Source organism: Clostridium ljungdahlii, from assembly GCF_001636845.1.
Classification (GTDB): domain Bacteria; phylum Bacillota; class Clostridia; order Clostridiales; family Clostridiaceae; genus Clostridium_B; species Clostridium_B ljungdahlii_A.
In genome coordinates, this window is sequence record NZ_LITT01000035.1 from 79,244 (window position 1) to 105,694 (window position 26,451).

21 protein-coding genes, 4 tRNA genes and 2 other annotated features are annotated in these 26,451 nt (G+C 31.3%); of the genes, 8 read left to right on the forward strand and 17 right to left on the reverse strand.

Going from position 1 to position 26,451, the window contains the following annotated elements; translation table 11 throughout:
• Positions 1-219: 219 nt before the first annotated feature.
• Positions 220-1,680, forward strand: coding sequence for an aminotransferase class I/II-fold pyridoxal phosphate-dependent enzyme (locus tag WY13_RS12825; protein ID WP_063556035.1), 1,461 nt, complete (start codon positions 220-222; stop codon positions 1,678-1,680).
• Between the two features lie 352 nt (positions 1,681-2,032).
• On the opposite strand, the gene tyrS is transcribed toward WY13_RS12825, so the two are convergent.
• Complete coding sequence (gene tyrS / locus WY13_RS12830) at positions 2,033-3,256, reverse strand: tyrosine--tRNA ligase (protein ID WP_063556036.1); 1,224 nt, start codon at positions 3,254-3,256, stop codon at positions 2,033-2,035.
• Positions 3,257-3,310: 54 nt separating this feature from the next.
• Positions 3,311-3,571: a binding site (T-box leader), on the reverse strand.
• Between the two features lie 739 nt (positions 3,572-4,310).
• Between tyrS and WY13_RS12835 the strand changes: the two genes are divergently transcribed.
• Positions 4,311-4,529: a helix-turn-helix transcriptional regulator gene (locus tag WY13_RS12835; protein ID WP_063556037.1), complete on the forward strand. Its 219-nt coding sequence runs from the start codon at positions 4,311-4,313 to the stop codon at positions 4,527-4,529.
• Positions 4,530-4,532: 3 nt separating this feature from the next.
• Positions 4,533-4,874: a hypothetical protein gene (locus WY13_RS12840; protein ID WP_063556038.1), complete on the forward strand. Its 342-nt coding sequence runs from the start codon at positions 4,533-4,535 to the stop codon at positions 4,872-4,874.
• Positions 4,875-5,015: 141 nt separating this feature from the next.
• Here the strand turns inward: WY13_RS12840 and WY13_RS12845 are convergent, their stop codons facing one another.
• From WY13_RS12845 to ytxC, 15 genes are all read right to left on the reverse strand, one after another.
• Complete coding sequence (locus WY13_RS12845) at positions 5,016-5,321, reverse strand: hypothetical protein (RefSeq protein ID WP_156499036.1); 306 nt, start codon at positions 5,319-5,321, stop codon at positions 5,016-5,018.
• A 319-nt stretch (positions 5,322-5,640) separates the two neighbouring features.
• Positions 5,641-5,946: a hypothetical protein gene (locus tag WY13_RS12850; RefSeq protein ID WP_063556040.1), complete on the reverse strand. Its 306-nt coding sequence runs from the start codon at positions 5,944-5,946 to the stop codon at positions 5,641-5,643.
• A 533-nt stretch (positions 5,947-6,479) separates the two neighbouring features.
• On the reverse strand, positions 6,480-7,496 hold the full coding sequence (locus WY13_RS12855; RefSeq protein WP_063556041.1) for an alpha-hydroxy-acid oxidizing protein: 1,017 nt from the start codon (positions 7,494-7,496) through the stop codon (positions 6,480-6,482).
• Between the two features lie 121 nt (positions 7,497-7,617).
• Entirely contained in the window at positions 7,618-8,082 is a 465-nt protein-coding gene (locus WY13_RS12860) for a DUF523 domain-containing protein (protein WP_063556042.1), read from the reverse strand.
• A gap of 14 nt (positions 8,083-8,096) precedes the next feature.
• Complete coding sequence (locus tag WY13_RS12865; protein WP_063556043.1) at positions 8,097-10,457, reverse strand: endonuclease MutS2; 2,361 nt, start codon at positions 10,455-10,457, stop codon at positions 8,097-8,099.
• 56 nt (positions 10,458-10,513) lie between these two features.
• Positions 10,514-12,883, reverse strand: a complete 2,370-nt coding sequence (locus tag WY13_RS12870) for a DUF3656 domain-containing U32 family peptidase (RefSeq protein WP_063556044.1) — start codon at positions 12,881-12,883, stop codon at positions 10,514-10,516.
• 82 nt (positions 12,884-12,965) lie between these two features.
• Positions 12,966-13,565, reverse strand: coding sequence for a cell division protein ZapA (locus WY13_RS12875; protein ID WP_063556045.1), 600 nt, complete (start codon positions 13,563-13,565; stop codon positions 12,966-12,968).
• Between the two features lie 162 nt (positions 13,566-13,727).
• Positions 13,728-16,109, reverse strand: coding sequence for a phenylalanine--tRNA ligase subunit beta (gene pheT / locus WY13_RS12880; RefSeq protein WP_063556046.1), 2,382 nt, complete (start codon positions 16,107-16,109; stop codon positions 13,728-13,730).
• Between the two features lie 281 nt (positions 16,110-16,390).
• On the reverse strand, positions 16,391-17,404 hold the full coding sequence (gene pheS / locus WY13_RS12885; protein WP_063556047.1) for a phenylalanine--tRNA ligase subunit alpha: 1,014 nt from the start codon (positions 17,402-17,404) through the stop codon (positions 16,391-16,393).
• Between the two features lie 61 nt (positions 17,405-17,465).
• Positions 17,466-17,691, reverse strand: a binding site (T-box leader).
• 63 nt (positions 17,692-17,754) lie between these two features.
• Positions 17,755-18,537 (reverse strand): TrmH family RNA methyltransferase, encoded by a 783-nt coding sequence (locus WY13_RS12890; protein ID WP_063556048.1) that lies wholly within the window; start codon positions 18,535-18,537, stop codon positions 17,755-17,757.
• 78 nt (positions 18,538-18,615) lie between these two features.
• Positions 18,616-18,975, reverse strand: coding sequence for a 50S ribosomal protein L20 (gene rplT / locus WY13_RS12895; protein ID WP_063556049.1), 360 nt, complete (start codon positions 18,973-18,975; stop codon positions 18,616-18,618).
• A 28-nt stretch (positions 18,976-19,003) separates the two neighbouring features.
• Positions 19,004-19,201, reverse strand: coding sequence for a 50S ribosomal protein L35 (gene rpmI / locus WY13_RS12900; protein ID WP_013240073.1), 198 nt, complete (start codon positions 19,199-19,201; stop codon positions 19,004-19,006).
• 19 nt (positions 19,202-19,220) lie between these two features.
• Positions 19,221-19,742, reverse strand: coding sequence for a translation initiation factor IF-3 (infC, locus tag WY13_RS12905; protein ID WP_063556050.1), 522 nt, complete (start codon positions 19,740-19,742; stop codon positions 19,221-19,223).
• A gap of 199 nt (positions 19,743-19,941) precedes the next feature.
• Positions 19,942-21,855: a threonine--tRNA ligase gene (gene thrS / locus WY13_RS12910; protein ID WP_063556051.1), complete on the reverse strand. Its 1,914-nt coding sequence runs from the start codon at positions 21,853-21,855 to the stop codon at positions 19,942-19,944.
• Between the two features lie 872 nt (positions 21,856-22,727).
• Complete coding sequence (gene ytxC / locus WY13_RS12915) at positions 22,728-23,627, reverse strand: putative sporulation protein YtxC (RefSeq protein ID WP_063556052.1); 900 nt, start codon at positions 23,625-23,627, stop codon at positions 22,728-22,730.
• 314 nt (positions 23,628-23,941) lie between these two features.
• Between ytxC and WY13_RS12920 the strand changes: the two genes are divergently transcribed.
• The 4 genes from WY13_RS12920 (at position 23,942) to WY13_RS12935 (ending at position 24,322) form a co-directional block, all read left to right on the forward strand.
• Positions 23,942-24,017: transfer RNA gene (locus WY13_RS12920), tRNA-Val, on the forward strand.
• Between the two features lie 63 nt (positions 24,018-24,080).
• Positions 24,081-24,156: transfer RNA gene (locus WY13_RS12925), tRNA-Phe, on the forward strand.
• A 12-nt stretch (positions 24,157-24,168) separates the two neighbouring features.
• Positions 24,169-24,243, forward strand: a tRNA-Gly gene (locus tag WY13_RS12930).
• Positions 24,244-24,248: 5 nt separating this feature from the next.
• Positions 24,249-24,322 (forward strand) — tRNA-Cys (locus WY13_RS12935).
• 139 nt (positions 24,323-24,461) lie between these two features.
• On the opposite strand, the gene WY13_RS12940 is transcribed toward WY13_RS12935, so the two are convergent.
• A complete protein-coding gene (locus tag WY13_RS12940) occupies positions 24,462-25,124 on the reverse strand; it encodes a L,D-transpeptidase family protein (RefSeq protein ID WP_063556053.1) in 663 nt (220 codons plus the stop codon).
• A gap of 127 nt (positions 25,125-25,251) precedes the next feature.
• Between WY13_RS12940 and WY13_RS12945 the strand changes: the two genes are divergently transcribed.
• Positions 25,252-26,403, forward strand: coding sequence for a pyridoxal phosphate-dependent aminotransferase (locus tag WY13_RS12945; protein ID WP_063556054.1), 1,152 nt, complete (start codon positions 25,252-25,254; stop codon positions 26,401-26,403).
• Positions 26,404-26,451: the final 48 nt, after the last annotated feature.

Consider the following 26,451-nt stretch of genomic DNA (forward strand, 5'->3'; position numbering starts at 1 on the left):
ATAAACTATATCTAAAAACATGTATACAACCATATTTTTACCTCATAATATATATATATAACTTATTTCTTAATTTTAGGTTAATTTATTTATATAAATTGGTATTATTGAATCTCTACATGAATTAACATATAATGATATTAGTTTTTACTAAGTATGATTATCCCTTTAATTCCAAGAGTTAAAGGGTATCTTTTTTGAAGGAAGGTGTTTATCAAGGTGTATAAATTAGATCAAAGTGAAACTCCACTGTTTGACGCATTAATGGAATACGTAAATAGGAATACCATTCCTTTTCATGTGCCAGGTCATAAAAAAGGGAACGGTATAGACGAAGAGTTTAAAAATTTTATGGGAGAAAACCCCTTTAAAATTGACGTTACTGTATTTAAATTAGTGGATAGTCTTCACCATCCTACTGGTCCAATAAAAAGGGCACAGCAATTAGCTGCAGATGCCTATGGCTCTGATGCCGCTTTTTTTTCAATACATGGAACATCTGGTGCTATACAAACCATGATCATGTCTGTAGTGAATTCAGGAGATAAAATAATAATTCCAAGAAACGTGCACAAATCCGTTACTGCTGGAATTATATTAAGTGGTGCAATACCCGTATATATGCAGCCTGAACTAGATAAAACAATAGGAATTGCCCATGGTGTTACTTCTGAAACCGTAGAAAATACTTTAAAACAAAATCCTGATGCAAAAGCTGTTTTAATTATAAATCCTACCTATTACGGAGTAGCTGCAGACATTAAAAAAATATCAGATATAGTACACAGTTATGATATTCCTTTAATTGTAGACGAGGCCCATGGACCACACCTTGGTTTTAACGATAATTTACCAATATCAGCTATGCAAGCTGGTGCCGATATGTGTTCCCAAAGTACTCATAAAATAATAGGTGCTATGACCCAATGTTCGCTGCTTCACATTCGTTCAGAGCGTATTGATATACACAAGGTTCAACAAGTTTTATCTCTACTGCAAACAACTTCACCTTCTTACGTCTTAATGGCTTCGCTGGATTGCGCTAGAAGACAAATAGCTCTCCATGGGAAAGAACTGCTGAATAAAGCTATTGACCTGTCAAGTTATGCCAGGTATAAAATCAACAATATCCCAGGATTCTACTGTTTTGGTGAAGAAATAGTTGGTAACCCTGGTGTAGTGTCCCTTGATCCTACCAAAATAACCATAACCTGTAGGGATTTGGGTATTACAGGCTATGACTTAGATATGATTTTATCAAATAAGTATCATATACAAATGGAACTCTCTGACTTATATAATATTTTAGCTGTTGGTTCTTTTGGAGATACTAAAGAAAATATAGATGCTCTTATAAATGCACTAGAGGAAGTAAGCACAGAATACTATGGGAGAGGAAATAGAAAATCAGATTTTCTGGATATACCTCCTATACCAAGACAATTAGAAATTCCGCGAGATGCCTTTAATTCTGAAAAAACACCGGTGCTGTTAAAAAATAGCATAGGTATGATAAGTGGAGAATTTTTAATGGCATATCCTCCTGGAATACCAGTACTTTGCCCGGGCGAGGAAATAACAAAAGAAATTGTAGACTATGTACAAGAACTAAAAGACACTGGATTGTATGTTCAAGGTACAGAAGATCCTGAAGTAGAATATATCAAAGTAGTAAAATAATATATTTCTCAAACAAAAAATTGAAATATTATTTTAGCTCTTATAGATAATATTTTAGGCATAAACTACCTATAAATATATTATACAATGATCTCTAACTTAAAAATCAACTTATACGCAGGCATATTTTTACAATAATGAAGTTCTTTTAAATATTTTGCGTATAGGTCTTAGGAAAAAATTCGTAAAAACTTAGAACTTTTGAATTGTCTGAGGTACGAGTTTTCAAAAGTTCTTAGCTTTTTTAGAATTTTTTACTTAGACTTATCAAAATATTTAATGAACTGAAGGTTGTAAAAAATATCCGTAGTATAAGTTGATTTTTTACTTAGACCCCCATGTATAGATATTACTAAACATTCTTTACCTTAACAAACCTGGACTTTCCAACCTGAATAACAAAACTATTACCTGGATTTTGTATTAGAAAATTATTATATCTTTTACCATTTACTTTTATAGCATTTTGAGTTATAAGACGCTTAGCCTCACTATTACTAGCTGCAATTCCACTTCTTGTAATAATTTTTACTAAATTCACCTCGTCATTTGATGCAAGGCAATCTTGAGACAAAATAAATTCGTCAATATCATTTGGAATGAGATTTTTTTGAAATACAGTCTTAAAATGCTCTTCAGCAGATTCTGCTTCACTTACTCCACAATATAAGGTTGTTATTTCTTTTGCAAGCTGCATTTTAATGTCCCGGGGGTTTGTTTCTGTATTATTAAGCTTTAACTTAATTGCTTCAACTTCATCTGGATGAATATCTGTTGCAAGTTCAAAGTATTTAATAATAAGATTATCTGGGATAGTCATTGTCTTTTGGTAAATTGAAATGGCATCCTCACATATTCCAATATAATTTTCTAAACTTTTACTCATTTTTTCAACACCATCTGTGCCTTCAAGTAAAGGCATAAATAAAGCTATTTGGCTTTCCTGGCTGTAATCACCTTGTAATGTACGCCCCATTAAAACATTGAAGGTTTGATCTGTACCACCCATTTCAATATCTGCCTTTACCGCCACAGAGTCATACGCCTGCATTAACGGATAAAAAAATTCATGTAATCCTATAGGTTTATTGTTTTTATATCTTTTCTCAAAATCATCTCTTTCTAGTATTCTTGCAACAGTAACTTTTCCAGCAAGCTTTAACACATCTTCAAAATTGAGCTTAGATAACCATTCGCTATTAAACCTAACTTCTGTTTTATCTCTATCAAGTATTTTAAATACCTGTTTTTCATAAGTCCTAGCATTTTTAATCACCTGCTCCGTTGTCAATTGTCTGCGGGTTTTGCTCTTGCCTGAAGGATCACCAATTTTGCCAGTGAAATCACCAATTATGATTACTGCTTGATGTCCTAAATCTTGCATTTGTTTGATTTTTCTAAGTACAACTGCATGACCAAGGTGTATATCTGGTGCAGAAGGATCAAGTCCAAGTTTAATCCTAAGGGGGATTCCTAAGGACACACTTCTCTCCAGCTTTTGCTTTAAATTTTTTTCGCTCACAACCTGACTTACACCTTTCATAATAATTTTAAACTGTTCTTCAACATCTTTCATTTCTGTCATCCTTTCTTATAAACAAAAATAAAAAACTCCCGTCCGCTGCATTACGCAAAGGACGGGAGTTTTACTCACGTGTTACCACCTCAAAATTTATTTATACATCACTGTATAAACCTCATTAGGTACGGCACAAAAGGCTTATACCCTAGCGATGTAACGGTCGCACCCGGCAACAGCCTACTAAGATATAAATCCTTTCAGTGTACCACTCAGAGATGTATTTCAAAATCTGTTTTCTACCCCTCTCATCAACCGGTAGCTTTCTGTTGAAAACTTATGATTTCTACTTCTTCTCATCGCAGTTTTTAAATATATAGCTCACATTATATCACTTAAATCTAATACAAGTCAATTTTTACTATAGACAAGCTTTCACTTGAGGGTCAGCAAATTTATCTATTTTAGAAATGATAAAATTATTAAATTCAACTTTATTATGGACATAACATTTAGAAAAGATAACCAAAAACACCACAAAATTCAAATGAATAATGTGGTGTTCTAAAAAATTGTTAATTTTTTTAATTTTTATTTAAACCAGCTAATTATTATTTTGTTTTAACTGTAATACTCTTATCCTTCATAGTGTTATTCCTCTTTTAAATTATTTAAGAAATTTCTATTTTGATTTATATTTATAATTATTAGTTTCTATCTTAAAACCTTATAAAATATTCCCCTTTCCACCAATATGAATTGAATTATTCCTAAAAACAATAAATCATTAGATCTCATACCTTCTAAAAATAGCAAAGCCTTGGATTATCATATTTAAAATATGCTGTCACAGCATGTATAATAATATGTTTAAGTACCGTTGCAATAAGTAATCCTATCTTAGCTGTTAATATTACGCAAATAGCTGACTTAAACGGTAACTGGGAATTCAATATAAAAGTAGATAAAAATGAAATAGAAACTAAGTACAAATATAACACAATATAATATTATTTAAATTAAGTCATCTATAAGTATACTTGTCGTTTTGACAAGTATACTTGACATGTATATTTCCATATGATAACATCTATTTAATGGGGGTGTTACCTTGGACAATAAAACAAAATTAAATAATCATTTAAAAGTCGCACGTGCTGAACTTAATATTTCTCAAGAGCAACTTGCCAATATTGCCGGAGTAAGCCGCCAAACAATAAGTTCCATAGAAACTGGTCAATACTGCCCAACTGCTAAATTAGCACTAATTCTTTCAAAGTGTTTGCAAAAAAAATTTGAAGATTTATTCTATTTAGAGGAGGAGGAATAAAAAATGTTTAAAAAAAGTAACAAACAAAATAAAGTTACTCCTATTTATGGCATTATAGATGAAAGGACAAGAGCTATTGTATATAAAGGTGATGCTTATGCTGGCAGATTTATGTTGTTTGCAGTTCTCATAGATGGATTTATAAGAGGACTACATTTAAGTAGTCCTCTTATAAAATCAAATGGAGATTTACTGTTAATTGTAATAATTGGAGGTTTAATATCAACAGCTTATCAGATTAAAAATAAGGTTGTTTCTCATCATTCTTTTGTTCGTAGTTTTATTTTTATTGCGTTATTTACCGCATTTATTGCATTCTTAGTAACATCTCTCTTTTTAAAATAATTGTTGGTTTTATGGCTGTGTTTATTAAAATAAAATCTTCACGGCCTTTTTTTAATTAAATTCTGAATTCACATTTAAGTCACTGCATCTGCTAATTTTAATCCAGGTAAAATTTCATCCCTATATCTATCCCAAATTCTTTTAACTCTGCACTACTTGTATTCCATCAGAGCCTTCTGCATCGAATGGCTCAAGTTGTGATAATAATTCATCTTCTCTCTTTAAGACAATATGTTCTGGTGTATTATATCCTCCATAAGACTCTACTACAAGCAAAAAATTTGTGTTTGGAATAACTTTTTCAATAAAATCAATTACAATATCTAACATTATATTCAAATTTACAATCCAATTCTCAGGCTTTGTTTTTCCCATACCTGGTAAGTCAATATATATTCTTTTATACTCCTCTCTATTCTTAAATACAGGTTCCATGCATCCCTTCATTAATCTATGATCTACATGAGATCAATGTAACATAATAATCGGTTTGCCATTACCTATTATTTCATAATTAATAGATATATTTTTTATCTTACACTAGTCTCTAACTTAAAAATATAATTACATAACTCAACTTTCACACATACAAAATTTTTACTTAAATATAAGAAGAAAATCTATCTATCATAAATTTATAATACATCAACATAATTTTTGTTTTACGAACATAAAAACGCCGTAAAATTTTTTTAAATAATATGGGGTTTCAGTAAATTATTGACTTTTAAATTGTTATATTAAATAAGAATATTAAGAAATAACTTTATTTGTTTAAATTATTTTTTATTCTTAAAAAAACCCCTAAACGAATTACAGTTATAACATCTATGATAGCAATTATAGATGTTAAGATTACCATAATTAATAAATTTGATTCTAAATAAGCAAGCAGAAATAAAAACATTAAGTTTAAACCAATAACTATATTATTATATTTAATTTGCCTTTTTTCCAAATCTTTACTAAAAGTAAATTTATTAATTTTATACTTACTATATTTACTTATAATTAGCTTTATTATCCCCATTACAACTATAAAGTTAATTATAATTAATAAAATTTCAGGCATCTTTATCTCCAATCTAATAAATATAAATTTTTATAGTTACACCTTGATATCTTACGATTCTGACTATATCATAGAAGAATTATATCACACTTTTATGTTATATATCACCACTTATGTAAAATAAGCTTATTTTTGGCACCGCATTATTCAATTTTCAAAGATCATTTTTCATATTTCAAATAGATTTATATAATTAAGAGTTGACTTATATTCGGAAAATATGATGACAAAATTGAAATCACGTTTAAAAACTTTAGAAATGAACTGTTTATAAGTATACTATACAATAATCTCTAACTTAAAAATCAACTTATACGCAGGCACATTTTTACAATAATGAAGCTCTTTTAAATATTTTGCATATAAGTCTTAGGAAAAAATTCGTAAAAACTTAGAACTTTTGAATTGTCTGAGGTACGAGTTTTCAAAAGTTCTTAGCTTTTTTAGAATTTTTTACTTAGACTTATCAAAATATTTAATGAACTGAATGTTGTAAAAATATTCGTAGTATAAGTTGATTTTTTGCTTAGATTCTATTTATAAAGTATTCTACCATCTATATTTTTAACAGACTTACATCCTGTCAAAACCATAGCTGATTTTAGTTCACTCTTCAAATTTTCTACATAAACCTTTACTCCTTCTCTTTGTCCTCCAAAGGATGCAGTTACAAAAGGTCTTCCTATAAGTACGGCATCTGCACCTAAAGCTAACATTTTAAGTACATCCACACCAGTTCTCACGCCACCATCTGCAAGTATTGTAACCTTGCCTTTAACTGCCTTCGCTATCTCTGGAAGTACCTCTGCCACTCCAGGAGTTTGATCTAAAACTCTTCCACCATGGTTTGAAACAACTATGGCACTTACTCCAGCTTTAACTGCAAGTTCTGCTTCGTCTGGGGTCATTATTCCCTTTAATATAAAAGGAAGTTTTGTACTTTCTACAACTTCTTTTATTTCTTCTAAAGTCTTAGGTCCTACAGGTTTTCCATGAAGTGCTAAGGTTATTAATCCTGCAGCATCTATATCCATTCCTACTGCAAAAGCTCCTGCTTTTTCAGCAAGTTTTATTTTACTTATAACATTTTTATTTTCCCAAGGTTTTATTACAGCTATGCCTTCTCCATTAAATTCTTTAAGCTTTTCAAGATTAGTTATAAGAAAAGAATCTACTGCTGTATCTCCTACCATAGGATATATTCCTGCATCCAGACATCCTCCTATAACTGAAGAAATGTACTCTTCCTCAGTAAACTTTCCACCCATATTCAAAGTAGTTCCTGATACAGGTGCTGCAAAAACAGGTATGTCCATCTTTTTTCCAAATAACTCTATTGAGGTGTCAGGATCTTTAGCATCATGTATAACTCTCATATTCAATTTACATTTGCTTAGTGAATTAAAATTTTCTTTAAAAGAGTCTCCTGTTCCCTTTCCTCCCATGCCTGGTACTTCTCCAGCACATGCGTTTCCATTACAGGCAGGACATACCCTGCAGCTTCCATTTAAATTTTCCCTTGCATTTTTTAATACATCTTTATAGTTCATAATAATGCCGCCAAATATTAAATTTCTTAATATTTAACAGTTCTTCACCCCTTTCAAGTAACATTTTATTTAAATATTGAATTTAGGCATTTTCAGAGAAATAACTAATCCATATACCAGCCTATTTTCTTTCAAATGCCTTATTAAAATCATCTTCTCCATATATCTTTATATGGTTTTTGCTTAAAAGTTCTGCTGTTATTCCGGCACCTTCAATAATGTTTCCATTAAAACTTCCATCATATATTTTACCAAAACCACAGGATGGACTTTTAGACTTTAGAACAGCTTCTTTTATATTACATGCCTTAGCTACTTTTAGAGTTTCATAGGCTCCCTTTAAAAATTCACTTGTACAATTTTCTCCAGTAGAACTCATTACAGCAGCTTTTCCATCTATCACATCTTTACCTGTACCACCACATATTTCGCAAGGATTTCTAGGAGTCTTAAGTCCACCTAACTGTTCTGGACATAAGGGCAGCGCCTTTCCTTCTTTCACGAGACTTAGTATTTTCTCGCAAAGATTATTTCCTCCATTATATTTAGTATCAATACCACACAAGCATGCACTTACTAATATCACTCCAGCCACACTCCTTATTTCAATTCAACTATTGTAACTCCTGTGCCACCTTCACCATATTCTCCAAGCCTGTGATTCTTTACATGAGAATGCTTCTTTAACATATCAGTTATAGAATTTCTGAGTACTCCGGTACCCTTACCGTGTATTATGGTAACTTCTTTAAGTCCTCCCATGTATGCATCATCTAAATATTTATCTACAGTATAGGTTGCCTCTATAGAATCCATTCCCCTTAAATCAACTGAACTTGAAACATTTCTTAAATTTAATTTGGCTTCTCTTTTTAACTTCTTCTTTTCACTTTTTGAATTACCACTAGAAGCTCTCAATTCTTTCAACTTCACACTTATTTTCATGATTCCTGCTTGAACCTGTACTTCCCCCTTACTGTCAGGTTTTGATAATACCACTGCTTTTTGATTTAATGAAGGTATGAATACTTCCTGTCCTTCTTTTACAGATTTAAGCTCTTCTCCAACATCACTTTTATTATCATATAACTTTTCTTCAGTTTTCTCTAATCTATCCTTGAGTTTTTTTCTGTTTTCCTCTAATTTATGTCTTACAGAAGAAGTGTATCCCATTCTTTCCAGTTCTCGCATATCCTTTAGAATTTTATCTGCTTCTTCTTTAGAACTTCTTATTATTTCCTTTGCCTCTCTCTGTGCTCCAATAATAGCCTTATCTCTTATATTTTGAAGTTTACTTGCTTTTTCTTCATATTTTTCTTTGATTTTAGCTGCCTCACTTTTTAGTATTTCTGCTTCTCTAGCAAAAGTTTCAGCTTTTGATTTCTTTTCCTGAAGGCTTTGAATTAAATCTTCAAATTGTAAGGCATCGCTAGCTATATTTTCTCTAGCATCTTCTATTATAAACTCTGGTAGTCCAAGTCTTTTGGATATTTCAAAGGCATTAGACTTTCCCGGTACTCCTATCATAAGCCTATAAGTAGGTCTCAAAGTTTCTACATCAAATTCTACAGATGCATTTTCCACTCCCTCATTTTTTAAAGCATATACTTTTAATTCACTGTAATGAGTTGTAGCCACTATAGTGCATCCTCTTTTTCTTAAATTTTCAAGTATGGATACAGCAAGAGCTGCACCTTCTGTAGGGTCAGTACCTGCACCTAATTCATCAAACAACACAAGAGATTTTTCATCAAACTTTTCAATAATATTTACTATATTAGTCATATGTGATGAAAATGTAGATAAGTTCTGCTCTATACTCTGCTCATCTCCAATATCTGCAAATACCTCTGTAAAAAATCCTACAGTAGAATTCTCCCTGGCAGGTATCATAAGTCCACTTAGTGCCATGATGTGCAAAAGTCCTATAGTTTTAAGAGTTACAGTTTTTCCTCCTGTATTAGGTCCTGTTATAACCAAACAGCTAAAATTTCTACCTATATATACATCCATAGGTACTACTGTTTTTTTATTTATAAGTGGATGCCTTCCTTCTATAATATTGACTACTCCATTTTCACTTACATTTGGAATATTTCCATTTAACTCACTGCCAAATTTAGCTTTGGCAAATATAAAATCAAGTTCCCATATTATATCTGCATCTCTTTCAACTACTGTTATATTGTCATATATTTGCTGAGATAGTTCAGCTAATATCCTATCTATCTCTGCTTTTTCCTTTAATTTTAGTTCCTTTATTTCGTTGTTCAAATTTACAAGTCCCATAGGTTCTATGTAAAGGGTTGCCCCACTTGAACTTTGATCATGGACAAGTCCTGGTACGGATGACTTATTTTCCGCTTTTACAGGAAGCACATACCTGTCTCCCCTCATAGTATATAAGTTATCCTGCAGGTAATCAGAATAACTTCTTATAAGTGAATTTACCCTATCCCTCACTGAAGCATTTTTATCTTTTAAACTTTTTCTGATATTATAGAGAAGAGAACTTGCCTCATCAGATATTTCATCTTCACTTTCTATAGCCATAAAAATTTCATCTTCTAAATTTTTTAAAGGCACAATACCTGCACATATGTCTTCTATAATTTTAAAGTGCTCTTCATCTTCTGTCACAGTTATATACTTCTGAATTCTCCTAGCAGCCCTGAGTATTGCTCCTATTTTAAGAATTTGCCCTGCCATTAAAGTAGAACCTTTCCCTGCCATTTTTATACCCTGTCTTACATCATAGACCCCTTCAAAAGGAGGGTTGCCTTTGGTTACAAGAAGTTTTAAAGCCTCTTTTGTTTCCTGTAAATGTTCCCTCACTTCATACAGATTGTCATAAGGGCTTAATTTTTCTATTAAATCTTTAGCTGCTCCAGTATTTGCATAACCTTTTAATTTTTCCTTTATTTTATAAAATTCTAAAACCTTTAATGATTTTTCGTTCATTTAAATTTATCAATCCCTTCAGATCAAATGACTTTAATTTTGTGTTACCCATAATCTTACTCTATACTGTTTTTATAATGTCCTCTGGTAAACTCACTAAAATCACCATGAAATTCTTCTTTTTCAAAGCATTCTAATATTTTTTTAGTCTTGCTATAATCTTCATCAATAAAATCTACCCTAAAACTGTCAATTTCTATATTCCTAAGTTCTTCTATATGTGGTATAAGGTTAGTTGCAACAGAATTATATATGTAGCTTCTGCAAAATTCATCCGTATTTAATGGAAACTCTTTTTTCTTTCTGTCTATAAGAAAGAACTCCCCTTCTTTACAAGCACCTTTACAATTTTTAGAAGTAGCTTTGCCTCCAAAAGTGCTTCCTATAGCACAGTACTCACTTACCATAAGTTCCACTTTCCCATATACAAACATTTGAGCTTTAAAATTACTATTTCTAATTAGCTCATTTATCTCATGTTTACTTAGTTCCACACTTAAACAAGATCCATTCATAACTTTGCTATAAAAATCCAGTGCACAGCTGTTTGTTATGTTTAACTTATAGTCACCTAGTATATTTAGCTTATTTCTAAACTTACTTATTATACCTAAATTTGCAGTAACTATGCCTTCAATTTTATCTAAGTTTTTATCTATAAATTTCTCTATATAATTAAATTCGTTTTTAACTATATTAGGAACTTTAATATATATTTTTTTAGATTCAATATTATTTAAATTATTTATTTTAATTTGTTTAAACGGATTTATACATACATATTCAAAACTTGATTCCATCACTGCCTTCAATTGCTCATTAGTATTTACAAATACCATTTTAGGTGGTAAATATACTTTATTAAAGTTATTTTTCAGCACAGGTACTTCATATACTTTTTTGCTTGAAATACTACTTTTTTTATTTTTATTTAGTATATATTGCTTGATTTCATCTAAAATTCTTCTTCTAATTTCATTTAAATCAGATATAGGCAAAAATCCAGGTTGAAATATTTCAAATTCTATGCTGTCAAACTTAAATATATTATTTCCAGTTTTATTTAAACTTTTATATATTCTCTCTTTGCTCAAAGGCTGCTTTAAAGCCTCTTCTACTATTTGGCCTTCCACCTTAAAATCATTTTTATCATAATGACATTGTAAAACAACTGGCTTTCCAACTTCAAATTGTATTTTTAAACATAAGTTAATTTTCTTGCCATAATGGTCTTCATATATCTTTTCTAACTTTTGAAGCTGAATTAAGTCAGCAGTTTTATATACCCTGTCTCCTGCTTTATAATTTGCTGGAAAGATTTTAACTTTTTCCCCCTTATAAGCCTTTTCAGTTTCTTTTCCGGACTTCACCAGTTTAGAAATAGTAAAACCACTAGTTCCAATTCTAACTCCATCTCCTTCTGATATATCTTCAGTAAGTAGAATGCTTTTTTCATTATCTACTTTACCTATTTCTATACCTGTATTCTTAGGGAAAGAATACGCCATCATATCTTTTCCAGTATTTTTGTGTAAGTAAGCCTTTGAAAATCCCTGCCTGTTAAACAATTGCAAAAGTCTTTTTTTACTACCTTCTATATAAGATAAATCCTTTAATTTTTTACCTTCTTGGTAGAAATCATCAATGGCATTTCTATATTCAGATACAACTCCTGCCACATATTCCGGTCTTTTCATTCTTCCTTCTATTTTCAAGGAACTTGCTCCACTTTCTATTATTTCCTTAATATTTTCAATAGTACACATGTCTTTCGGACTTAAAATGTAACCTTTATATTTGCTTTTGTCTTTCTTATTTACAATTTCGTAAGGAAGCCTGCAGGGCTGGGCACATCTTCCCCTATTTCCACTTCTTCCTCCAATCATACTGCTCATAAGACACTGTCCGGAATAGCAAATGCATAGCGCCCCATGTATAAATACTTCCGTTTCTATATCAAGATTTTTAGATATATACTCTATTTCTTTTAATGAAAGTTCTCTAGAAAGCACTATTCTTTTAAAACCTAGTTTGCTTAAAGACAAGGCAGCTTCTCCATTATGTACTGTCATTTGAGTAGAAGCATGCAGTTCAAGTTCAGGAAGCTTTTCTCCTAAAAGAGATGCCAATCCTATATCCTGTATTATAAGGGCATCTACCCCTACATTATACAAAAATTCAGCATATTTACAAGCTTCTTTTAATTCCTTTTCTTTCATTATAGTATTTATAGTAACATATACCTTTACATTATATAGATGGCAATATTCCACTGCCTCTTTCATAGTTCTATCATCAAAGTTAGAAGCATAAGCCCTTGCAGAAAACTTATTTCCTCCAAGATAAACAGCATCTGCCCCTGCTTGAACTGCCGCATATAAACTTTCTAAATTTCCTGCTGGAGCTAATAATTCTACTTTTTCCATTATTCCATCTTCTCCTGTTTAAATATTTAAATTTATTCACTCACTAATAAAATCCGAACCAAGACCATCGTCAGTTCGGATTTTATTTTACTCCATTATTTAAAAGAGCATTTTTCTTTTTTCTCTCTTTTGCCAGACTTATCTGGTTTTCTTCTAGCTTATGTTGAAGATCTATTATTTTATACTTACCCGATTGTACTTGAAATTTCAGTTCCTTATTTTGTGCCGTCATTTTAGTATTTTCATTCATATACTTTTGAGCTGCTTCTTTTATAATTTTTATTTCTTCTTCCAATTTCTTTATTTCTTCATCTTTTTCTTTTAAAGCCTCACCACTACTGCTATTCTTTAATTTTATTTTAAATTCAGCATTGAGCTCCTCCGTATACCTAAGCTGCTTTCTCAAAGATTTAATCTGATCCTCGTATACTTTTCCTACTCTTTCTAGCTCATCCACTCTTCCCGACAACTGGTCTTCTTTTTCCTGAGCTTTTAACATATCGTCTGCTACATTAAGTGCGGATAAAACAGCTGCTGAGGAAGTGCTTAATTTGCTATTATTTTTTATAATACTCTTAACTTTTTTATCCACATAACTTGCTACCTTATGTAGATATTCTTCTTGCTCATCACCTTTTAAATTATATTCAACTCCATTTATAAAAACCGTCACCATACTCATTTAAACACCCTCTTAGATCATGCTGTTTCCAATTCTTTATAACAACATTCTATCACAAATTCTCCACATATGAAATATTTTATTTTACCTTAAAGAGCTAAAGCATCATAAAATAGGCTGGATGAACATTAAATTCATCCAGCCTTATTGATCAATGAATCCTTACTTTCTAAGTTGTGCTCCTAAATTATGCTCTAGTGATCTTATTATTTTGCTATGAACTTTATTAACTTCTTTATCTGTAAGAGTTTTATTTTCAGCTCTATAAGATATTGAATAAGCTATGCTCTTCTTTCCACTTTCTATCTGTTTTCCTCTATAAACATCAAACAACTTAACTTTCTCCAGGATGTTTCCTCCCTGTTTTCTTATAATGTCCTCCACTTCCTGTACCATTATATTGTCATCCACTAAAACTGCAAGGTCTCTAGAAACTGCAGGGAATTTAGGCAGAGGTCTATATTTCTTATCTGAATCAGCATGTTCATACAAAACATCTAAGTTTAATTCAGCAATATAACATCTTTCGTCTATACCATAATTTTCGCATACAGTTGGGTGGATTTCTCCAAGCACTCCTGTTAACTTTCTATTTACATAAAGGGCAGCTGTTCTTCCAGGATGGAAAGTTGGATTATCGCTTTCTCTCTTAAAAGAAAACTTCTCTATTCCTAAGGTATCTAATATGTTTTCCACTATACCTTTTAAATTGAAGTAATCACATTCACCATACATTCCAATGGTTACAATATTGTCTTCTTCAGGTAAAGTATCACCATTTTCTAGTGGAAGATACACTCTTCCAATTTCAAATAACCTTACGATTTCATTTTTTCTTGAATAGTTTCTACCTAAGCATTCCATCATAGACGGTAATGTAGTTGTTCTCATTATGCTGTAGTCTTCTCCCAAAGGATTTTTTATAGCTACAGCATTTCTAAGTTTGCTATCTTCAGGTAAAAGTATTTTGTCAAATACTTTTCTACTTACAAAAGAGTAACTTATAGATTGATTTAGTCCGCTTGAAATAAGTGTTTCTACCAATTTATCATCAAGTTTCTGCTTTGGATTCTTTCCGCCTTTTGTACTTACACTTCTTATTACAGTAGTAGGTACATTGTTGTATCCATATATTCTAGCTACTTCTTCTGCCACATCTTCTCTTATATTTATATCTCCCCTAAAAGTAGGAACATCTATATGTAAAATGACTCCTTTAAGCTGAGTTTTTAATTCCAGTCTATTTAAATAATCTACCATATCCTCCTTAAGTATCTCAGTACCCAAAAATTTATTTACCCAGTTGGAATCAACGTCTACGCTGTGAGGTTCAACTTTTTCATCATATACATCAATTGTACCTTCCATAACTTTTCCTGCTTTTAGCATTTCAACTAAATTGCAAGCTCTGTTCATAGCAATTTCAGCTAAATTAGGATCAAGATCCTTTTCAAATCTACCTGAAGCTTCTGTTCTAAGTGCAAGCTTTTGTGAAGAAACTCTTATATTAGTACCATCAAAGTTAGCACACTCAAATACTATAGAAGAAGTATCATCTCTTATCTCAGAATTAAGTCCTCCCATTATTCCTGCAAGTCCGATAGTTCTGTCTCCGTCCTTAATGGTAAGCATATTCTGATCTAATTGCCTTTCCTCTTCATCAAGAGTAGTAAATTTTTCTCCATCTCTAGCTTTATCTACAACTATAGTACCAGATTTTATCTCCCTTATATCATAAGCATGCATAGGTTCTCCAATTTCAAGCATTACAAAATTAGTTATATCAACTATATTGTTTATTGGCCTTACACCTGCTTCTAAAAGTCTCTCCTGCATCCATGAAGGTGATGGCTCTATTTTTACATCTTTTATACCCCTTGCCATATACCTTTTGCAAAGCTCATCTTTTATTTCTACTTTTAATGTGTTTTGAATATTTTCGCTGCAGGAAGGCTTATAATCTAATTCCGGCATTTTGTAGCTTTCATTTAAAGTTGCAGCAGTTTCCCTTGCCATTCCTATAATGCTAAGACAATCAGGTCTATTTGAAGTTATCTCAAAATCCAGTATAGTACTTGTCATATCAAGTACTTCCTTTATGTCCTTGCCAATTGGCGTATCTTCTTTTAAAATCATAAGTCCATATACAGTTTTATCTCCTGCTATGCCAAGTTCTTCCTCAGAGCAAAACATTCCATTTGACATAAGACCTCTTAATTTTCCTTTTTTTATCTTTACTCCACCATGAAGTGTAGAGTCATGAAGCGCTACAGGAACTATATCTTGTTCTTTCATATTAGTAGCAGCTGTTATAATTTGAATAGGTTCTTCTTTTCCTATATCCACCTGACATACAACAAGCTTATCTGCCTGAGGATGACTTTCTATCTTCATTATTTTACCTGTAACTACATTTTGGATTTCATCCCCAGTTACAATTGCTTCTTCAAGTTTTGAACCACTTAAAGTCAATCTATCTCCTAATTCTTTTCCTGGAATATCTATTTTAACATAATCCTTTAACCATTTTACTGGAACTTTCATACAAAAATCTCCTTTCAAATTTTTAATCTTGATACACTTTCTAGTTAAAAATAAAATTATTCTCCGATATATTTTTACAACCTTCAGCTCGTTAAATATTTTGATAAGTCTTAGTGAGATATTTTAGGAAATCTTAGAAGCTTAGATATGTTTGAGGTACGAGTTTAGCTAAGCTCCTTAGATTTTCAAAATATCGAACTTTAGACTTATTAAAAGTTTTTATGGTGATGAAATTTGTTATCATATTCAGCGTATATGTCAATTTCAATTTAGAAACTCTATTAAAATTGATTTAAAAATCTCATGTCACTTTCATACATGTTTCTTATATCATCTATTCCGTATTTTAACATAACCATTCTGTCTACACCCATTCCAAAAGCAAATCCACTGTAAATTTCAGGATCTATTCCACAGTTTCTAAGTACCTGTGGATGAACCATTCCACATCCTAAAAGTTCTATCCATCCTTCGCCTTTACATACCCTGCAGCCTTTTCCATGGCATACAAAGCAACTGGCATCCATTTCTGCAGAAGGTTCTGTAAAAGGGAAATGATGAGGTCTGAATTTTGTACGTATGTCATTTCCGAATAACTTTTTAGCAAATAACTCAAGAGTACCCTTTAAATTTGCAAAAGTTATACCTTTGTCAACTACTAGACCTTCCATTTGATAAAATATAGGTGAATGAGTGGCATCCACTGAATCTGAACGATAAACTTTACCTGGAGATATCATCTTTATTGGAGGTTTTTGTTTTTCCATAGTTCTTACCTGTATTGGAGAAGTTTGAGTTCTAAGCACTACATTGTCATTTATATAAAAGGTATCCTGTTCACCCCTTGCTGGATGATTTTTAGGTATGTTAAGTGCTTCAAAGTTATAATAATCCTTCTCTACTTCAGGACCTTCTTCTATAGTAAATCCCATAGAAATAAATATCTGTTTCATCTCTTCTAGTGTTTGTTCTAGCGGATGGCGCTTTCCTACAGTTTGCTTTATGCCAGGCATAGTAATATCAATGGTTTCATTCTGTAGCTTTGCTTGTGTAGCACTTGATTTTATCTTTTTTGATGCCTCTTCTATAGCATTTTCCAGTGTACTCCTCACTTCATTGGCAAGCTTACCAATTGCAGGTCTTTCTTCTTTGGAAAGATCCTTCATGCCCCTGAGTATTTTTGTAAGTTCTCCCTTTTTACCTAAATATTTAACTCTTATATCCTCTATATCTAACTTTTTATTTTTTAATTCGCTAAAGGCATTTTCCTTTATCTGTTTTAATTCTTCTTTCATTTTAAACTCTCCTTTCATTACAATCTTTTTAATTTAAAACAAAAATAAAAAGCCCATCCCTCTAAGGGACGAACTTTGATCCGCGTTACCACCCAAATTGATACTATTAGAAAATAATATCCTCTTTGTATATTTTAACGATAATTAACCGCTGACTGCTAATTATAATTTCACAGCCAGTACTCCAGGAGGAACTTCAATATATAATGTTTTTAAAAAAGCTTCCAGCCCTGACTTTTTTTCTCTGATAAAAATCATATATCTACTTTCTCTTTCACAGTAAATATCCTTATTCAATTTTTATTGTTTATATCTTTAAATTTTACATATATATTTACATATTGTCAACATTAAATTGAATTTTGTCTAACTGCTTCGAACATCATTATAGAAGCTGCTGCAGATACATTTAATGATTCAGCACCACCTGGCATCGGTATCTTTACCTTTATATCAGAAATATCCTGTATGGTTTTGCTAAGACCATTTCCTTCATTTCCCACTGCAATTATAACTTTTCCCTTTAAATTTGCACTATAAAAGTTAATATCCGTGTCCAGGGAACTTCCTATCAACTTAAATCCACTTTTCCTGAGAAGTTCTACTTTTTTCAAGTCCTCATCATAGATTACAGGTACATGAAATATAGAGCCCATTGTTGATCTCAACGTCTTCTCATTGTATATATCTACCGTTCCCTTTGTAATTATAACCCCTAAAGCTCCAGAAGCATGTGCACTTCTTATTATAGTACCCATATTGCCTGGATCTTGAATCTTATCTGCCAGTATATAAAATCCTTCTTTGTTTGGGGCTTTCAATTCTCTATTTTCCACTACCGCAGCTATTCCCTGAGGATTTTCAGTATTCACCATAGCCTTAAATACACCTTTTTCCATAAAATATACAGGAAAATCACATTCAAAGTTTTCTTTTGGTAAAAGTTTTTCCCACTTATCCTCAAAGTCATTGCTTAAGAAAATTGAAGATATTTTGAAATCAGAATAAAGAGCCTCTCTTACAAACCTAAAACCTTCTATTAAAAACTTGCCCTTTTGAGTCCTATATTTCTTTTCCTTTAACTTTTTCACTTCTTTTATATGTGCATTATCTTTACTTTTAATTATATCCATAATAGTCCACCTTATTATGATAATTTGCCTATAAAAAAGTACAGCATAATTATGCTGTACTTTTTATGTAATATAATATTATGCATTTAGTTGTTTTTTAGCTACTTCAACTAATTCAGTAAATCCTTTAGGATCATTTATTGCTATTTCTGAAAGCATCTTTCTATTCATATTAATGCCTGCAGTCTTTATTCCATTTATAAACTTGGAATATGAAAGTCCATTCATTCTAGTTGCAGCATTTATTCTAGCTATCCATAATTTTCTAAAGTCCCTCTTCTTTAATCTTCTTCCTACATATGAATATCTTAGAGCCCTTAAAACTGTTTCGTTAGCAGTTCTAAATAATCTACTTTTTCCGCCGTAATAACCTTTTGCAAGCTTTAATATTTTTTTATGATGTTTATGAGCGTTCACTGCTCTTTTTACTCTTGCCATAGTAAAACCTCCTTTTAGAATCCTTCAATTATACGTAAGGCATTAATTTTTTCATGATTTTTTCTTGAGTTTCTGAAACAAGTCCTGCTTTTCTTAAATTTCTTTTAGTCTTTGCACTTTTCTTTGTAAGTATATGACTCTTAAAAGCTTTTGATCTCTTTAACTTACCAGTTCCTGTAATCTTAAATCTTTTTGCTACACTTCTTTTAGTTTTCATTTTTGGCATAATAAATTCCTCCTCTCAATTATGCTTTCTTTGCTGATAAAAACATTATCATGTTTCTTCCTTCAAGCTTAGGTTGCCTTTCTATTACACAAACATCCTGAAGTTTAGAATGAAATATATCTAAAATTTTTTTACCTATAAAGGAATAATCAGCTTCCCTTCCTCTAAATCTTACAGTAACTTTAACTTTATCTCCTGCAAGTAAAAATTTTCTTGCATTTTTAGCTTTAATGGAAATATCATGTTCTTCTATTTTAGGGCTAAATCTAACTTCTTTTATATTAACAACTTTCTGTTTTTTTCTAGCCTCTTTATCTTTTTTAACCTGATCATACATAAATTTCCCATAATTCATGATTTTACAAACTGGTGGCTTTGCATTTGGAGATATCATAACCAAATCCAATTCCTTTTCTTCTGCAAATCTTAATGCTTCTTTTGATGATATAATTCCCATTTGACTTCCATCATCTGAAATAACTCTTACTTCTTTTTCTACTATATCCTGATTTATAAGAAAATTTTTATTAATGATTTTCACCTCCTAGGTGGAATTTAACAAAGCATATAAAAAAGGACAGCTACCGCCGTCCTTTGAATACATCAATAATAAAGAATCCTTTTAATTAAGAAATCTTCATAACCTTACTGGCTGTGCCGTAAGGTGAGAAACGGCTAGTTTCTTCTTAACGAATTACATTATACTATTGTTATAGCTTATAGTCAATATATAATTTTAATTATATATCACTTATTTTTTTATCTATTTCATCTTTAAGTTTTGAAATGAAGTCATCTAGTGCCATAGTTCCCATATCTCCGCCTTTTCTGCTTCTTACAGATATAGTTTTATCTTTCATTTCTTTTTCTCCTAGTACAATCATATAAGGAACTTTCTGCATTTGAGCTTCTCTTATCTTATATCCTATCTTTTCATTTCTCATATCTGATTCTACTCTTATATCATTTTCCTTTAACTTTTCAACTACTTCATTTACGTAGTCATCCTGAGCATCAGTAATATTCATTACTTCAACTTGTACTGGTGCAAGCCAAGCTGGAAATGCTCCTGCGTAGTTCTCTATCAAAATTCCTATAAATCTTTCTATAGATCCAAATACAACTCTGTGAACCATAACTGGTCTGTGCTTTTCCCCATCTGCTCCAACATAAGTTAAATCAAATCTTTCTGGCATCTGGAAATCCAATTGAACAGTTCCACACTGCCAAGTTCTTCCTATGGAATCTTTTAAGTGGAAATCTATCTTAGGTCCGTAGAAAGCTCCATCTCCTTCATTTACTTTATAATCAAGTCCTACTGCTTTTAATGCATCTTTAAGTCCTTCAGTTGCAGCTTCCCAGTCTTCATCACTTCCCATAGAATCTTCAGGTCTTGTTGATAATTCAACGAAATACTCAAATTTAAATACTTTATAGAAACTGTCTATAAGTTTTATTACCTTTACTATTTCATCTTTCATATTATCTTTAGTCATAAATATGTGGGCATCATCTTGAGTGAAGCATCTTACCCTCATGAGTCCATGAAGAGCTCCAGATTTTTCATGTCTATGAACAATTCCCATTTCACCATATCTTATAGGAAGGTCTCTATAAGAATGTATTTTGTTCTTATAAACAAGTATAGAACCAGGGCAGTTCATTGGCTTTATAGCATAATCTTCATCATCTATTTTTGTGAAATACATATTTTCTTTGTAGTGATCCCAATGTCCTGATTGATGCCACAATTCTTCATTTAATATAATAGGAGTCATTATCTCATCATATCCTGCTTTATGGTGAACTTGTCTCCAGTAATTTTGAAGTTCATTTCTTATGATCATTCCATTTGGATGGAAGAATGGGAATCCAGGTCCTTCTTCGTGTATACTGAAAAGATCAAGTTCTTTTCCAAGTTTTCTGTGATCTCTCTTTTTAGCCTCTTCCATCATTGTTAAATAATCTTTAAGGTCATTCTTTTTTTCAAAGGCAGTACCATATATTCTCTGGAGCATCTTGTTCTTTTCATTTCCTCTCCAATAAGCTCCTGCAATTGAAAGAAGTTTTACAACTTTAACTTTACCTGTTGATGGTACATGAGGTCCTGCACATAAATCTACAAAATCTCCCTGTTTATAAAAAGATATAACTTCATCTTCAGGCAAATCTTTTATAAGTTGAACTTTATAAGGCTCATTCTTTTCTTCCATTAATTTTATAGCTTCATCTCTTGGAAGTTCAAATCTCTCCAATTTTTCATTTTCTTTTATTATCTTATTCATTTCAACTTCAATTTTTTCAAGCAATTCCGGTGTAAATGAAAAATCAGCATCCATATCATAGTAAAATCCATCATCTATAGAAGGTCCTATAGCTAATTTCACTCCTGGATACAATCTTTTAACTGCCTGTGCAAGTATGTGAGATCCAGTATGTCTCAATATCCTTTTTCCATCTTCATCTTCAAATGTCAAAATTTCAAGTTTGCAATCTTCATTAATTTCCTTGTTAAGTTCTTCTACTTTACCATTTATTTTAGCTCCTAGAGCCTTTTTACCAAGTGAAGTGCTTAATTTTGCTGCAATATCAGCTACTTTTGATCCTTTTTCTACTTCAAGTTCTTTTCCATCTTTTAAGATTATCTTTATCATATTTACTCCTCCTCATATAATTAGTTTTATACTGAATTTATCCGATGACTACCTGCTCTAATACTCCCAGAGTAAAGAACAGATACGTCCCTGGATAACAATTTCTAAGCATCAGGTGGAGTTAAAACTCCACCTGATGCCAAGAACTTTGTTTATCTTCAAACAGTACTTGAAACTTAAAATTAAGCAATAAAAAAACTCTCCCACAAAATGGGGCGAGTATTATCACGGTTCCACCCAAATTAATAGCATTAATCTTTTATAAAACAAATAAATATACTGCAAAAAAATCATACTTACATATTATATGTAAATTAAAACTTTTTTCACAATTACTTATAAGATTAAGCTGTCTGCTTTAATTAAAAAATTAAAAGCAACATGCTATTATCTTTGAATCCATAACGCAGATTAGCGGGAAATACTTACTTAATTTCAGTATACAACTCAAAGGTGGTATTCAATAAATCTTGCCTAAAGGATATTCCAGCTTAAAATCCTTCTCTCTTAAGGTAATTGATTTACTTACTTTTCCTTTTCATGGTCTTTATCCTATTTGAGCTTATTATATTATTCTGCAATGGGTATGTCAATATAAGAATGTAAATTTTTTTATTCAATAGTTGTCCAATTCTATAACATATGAAGGCTTCTACGCAAAAATTAAATCATACTCTAAATAATTAACTTCCGAACATATGAAATTTTGACTTAATATAAAAATAATGCGAAGCTTTGCTTCGCAAGTTAAGAATTAATAATGAAAAATGAATAGTAGAAATCTTAATCAAAGGTTTTTTGTAGTGCGTAGTGTAACGAAAAAATCCACATTAACTATTAATTCTTCATTATTAACTATTAATTAAAAATATCTACACCCTGTTTAAACTATTTTTTATAGTCTTGCAAATACCACAATTGTTACAAAATTGTACCTTATGAGTAAACACTTTTTTAATAGTATCAATAAGTTCTGTATTTTTACAATTTTCCACACAATGAATAACTATTCTTTCAGGCGAATTAGTTATAAGTGCACTTATTAAAATATCATCGGAATAAGCATCGCTGCCATATCTTAATTCCGTTAAATCTCTAAAAAAATTATCTGTTATTTCTTCTCCTTTTTTATTTTTTATAATATAGCTTCCATCATTATCAATAATTATATTCACATAATCTATTTTGCTCTCTTGGATATCCACAAAATACTTTAAAAGTTTTATAAATTCATCGTATTCTTTTTCTACCATATATTTTTCCACTACTTTATCAACTATAACTTCTAAATCATTGAAAATCTCTTTTCTCCTAAAAGTTATGAAACCATCTACGTTTATTTCCTTATTTTCAGCCATACAATCTGATATTTTATTCAAGATATCGTTCTTTTTATTTATACAGTAAATGGAGTTTTCATCTATAATTGTGGTTCTTCCCTTTAATACTTCCATGCTCTTTTCTCCAATTTTCTCTAAATCTTCATATTTTAAAAAGAAATACGTATCTGATAGAAAAATCATAGCATCTTTTTCATAAAATTCATCTACCAATATATTATAAATTATATTTGAAACACACATATTAAATATATTCATAAGTTTATTGTTAATTTCCCCATCACAAAATACCTTAAGGAAGTGAGTACCTTTTTCAATATTTTCATATATTCCAATAAGCACATTTTTATTTTTAAAATATTCTTTTAAATCTCTTATTCCCTGGATTATACACTCTCTTTCTTTACTATATACCATAGTCAATAACAGCACCTCTCAACACTCCCTTCCAAAATAGTATGTGTCTAAAATAAATCTATATTCAAATTTCTATTGTCAAATATCGACAGCGAAATTCTCCAAAAATACCCAATAAAAATTAATTTAGCAAGTGATTCTTAGGCTCAGCTGGAGTTTACTCATAAGGATGACTTTCTCCAGCTGAACTTTATTAATAGTATAGAAAAGACATAGGTGTTAGTAATGGGAGCGATCGAATAAAATTATTACAAATATTTAATGCACAAGTATTGACAATATACATATACCAAGATATAATATTAACTGTTGTGACAATATTGTCGTAAGGGCGCATAGCTCAGCTGGGAGAGCATCTGCCTTACAAGCAGAGGGTCACAGGTTCGAGCCCTGTTGTGCCCACCAATTTATATACTATTACTTCTTTAAAGTGTAGTTTGTAAATATTCGAGGTAATACATTGTCTTTGGCCAGATAGCTCAGTCGGTAGAGCAGAGGACTGAAAATCCTCGTGTCCCTGGTTCGATTCCTGGTCTGGCCACCAGATTCAAAATATGCGGGAGTGGCTCAGTGGTAGAGCGTCACCTTGCCAAGGTGAACGTCGCGAGTTCGAATCTCGTCTTCCGCTCCAATAATGGCGCTATAGCCAAGTGGTAAGGCAGAGGTCTGCAAAACCTTTATCTCCAGTTCAAATCTGGATGGCGCCTCCATAAAAAAGTAGTCTATTCAATGGGCTGCTTTTTTTATTGTATGAAGAGTATTGTTAATACAGCTAAAAGTCAATTACTTATGTGCACAAAATATATCACAAATAATAAGCCTATGTAATAGTAGTTATTATTGTGCAAATTAGTCCATCAATATTATTCTAAGCTTTTTATAAAAATTCTTATCCACATCATGACTTTCCGGAAGTTTATTATCCCTTCTAAATTTCATCACACATTTTTTCATACTTTCTCCATAGATACCATCCATACTTCCGCAGTAGTATCCTGCATCTTTTAACCTTCTCTGTATTTCATACACATCTGCTCCCCGAACTCCAGGAGTTAATGTTCTCAATCCTTTTCCAAAAGAGCCATATGGGCCGCCGTAAACAGCTACAATCATACCGTAATAAACGTAATTATATAAATCTTCTACATCGCTGTTAAGCATTCTTATACATCCATGAGAAGCCTGCCCGCCTATACTATGCGGTTTATTTGTACCATGTATTCCAAATTTACCCCAGGGAACATTTAGTCCTATCCATCTTGTACCAAAGCCTCCGCTCCAAGAAGCCATACTGACAACCTTCCAAGTTCCTATAGGTGAAGGTGTTTCAGATTTACCGCTAGCCACAGGATATTTTTTTATAATTGTGTTTTTATCTTCATCAATAAGATACAGCATTTCTTCTGTAATATCTACTAGTATCCCAAGGTTTTTCCTGGATTCCTTAGCTCTAATTATCGATGCATTAGGGAAAAACAAAATTAGCAATAGTATAAAAGATATTTTTCTCAAAAATTACACCTCCATTTTACTAGTGTTTTATTTCATAATAAAAATATACATATATATAAAAAGTGGAATAATTTTATGAATTAGAGTACAATTCAAATAAATAAATATATAGATTGGAAGTGAAAATTTGAATAGTATATCAAAAAATGTTAGTTCTATAGAACTTTCAGGTATTAGAAAATTTTATAACAAATTAGTTAACTACCCAGATGCCATATCTTTAACCTTAGGTCAGCCTGATTTTAATGTACCTAAAAAAATTAAGGCAGCCATGATACAATCTATTGAAGAAAATAAAACTGGATATACCTCAAATGCTGGAATTATAGAGCTGCGAGAAGAAATATCAAAATATCTTGCAAATTTAAACATACATTATACTGCAAAAGAAACCTGTATTACCATAGGTGGAAGCGAAGCTTTAATGGATGTATTTGCAACTCTTGTAAATACAGGTGATAAAGTATTGATACCAACTCCTGCCTATCCTGCTTATGAAAGCTGTGTAAAAATTTTAGGTGGAAGTATAATAAACTACAGTTTAAACGATGACTTTTCCATTAATTTTGACAGATTAAAAAAAATATTAGAGAAAGAAAAACCTAAATTAATAGTTCTCTCCTATCCTTGTAATCCAACAGGTGCTATTTTATCTAAAGAAGACAGCACTAATTTATTTAATTTATTGAAAGCAAATGATGTATTAGTGTTAAGTGACGAAATATATGCTTCATTATGCTTTGAAAAAGATTATTACTCTATTGCACAATACAAAGAAATAAAGGATAAAGTTATTTTAATAGGTGGTTTTTCCAAAATGTTCTCAATGACAGGCCTTAGAATAGGATATGTATGTGCAAACACATACTTTATGAATGAGATAATAAAAGTGCACCAATACAATGTATCCTGTGCTCCTTCCATTTCTCAATGGGGAGCTTATGAAGGTTTAAAAAGCTGTATGGAAGATGTAAACTACATGAAGTCTAAATTTATGGAAAGAAGAGATTATGTTTTCAACAGGTTAAAATCCCTGGGATTCGAGGTAAACCTACCCAAAGGTGCTTTTTACATATTCCCATCAATAAAAAAATTTGGCATGAACAGCAATGATTTCTGCGAAAAACTCCTAAAAGAAGGTGGTGTAGCCATCGTACCAGGTTCAGCTTTTGGATCAGGTGGAGAAGATCATGTGAGAATATCCTATGCCTATAGTATGGAAGAACTTAAATTGTCCCTATCAAAAATAGAGAAATGGTTAGACACTTTAAATATATAAAGAAATCATCCATACCCTTCCACTATGAATTTAAAAGGGCTGACACAC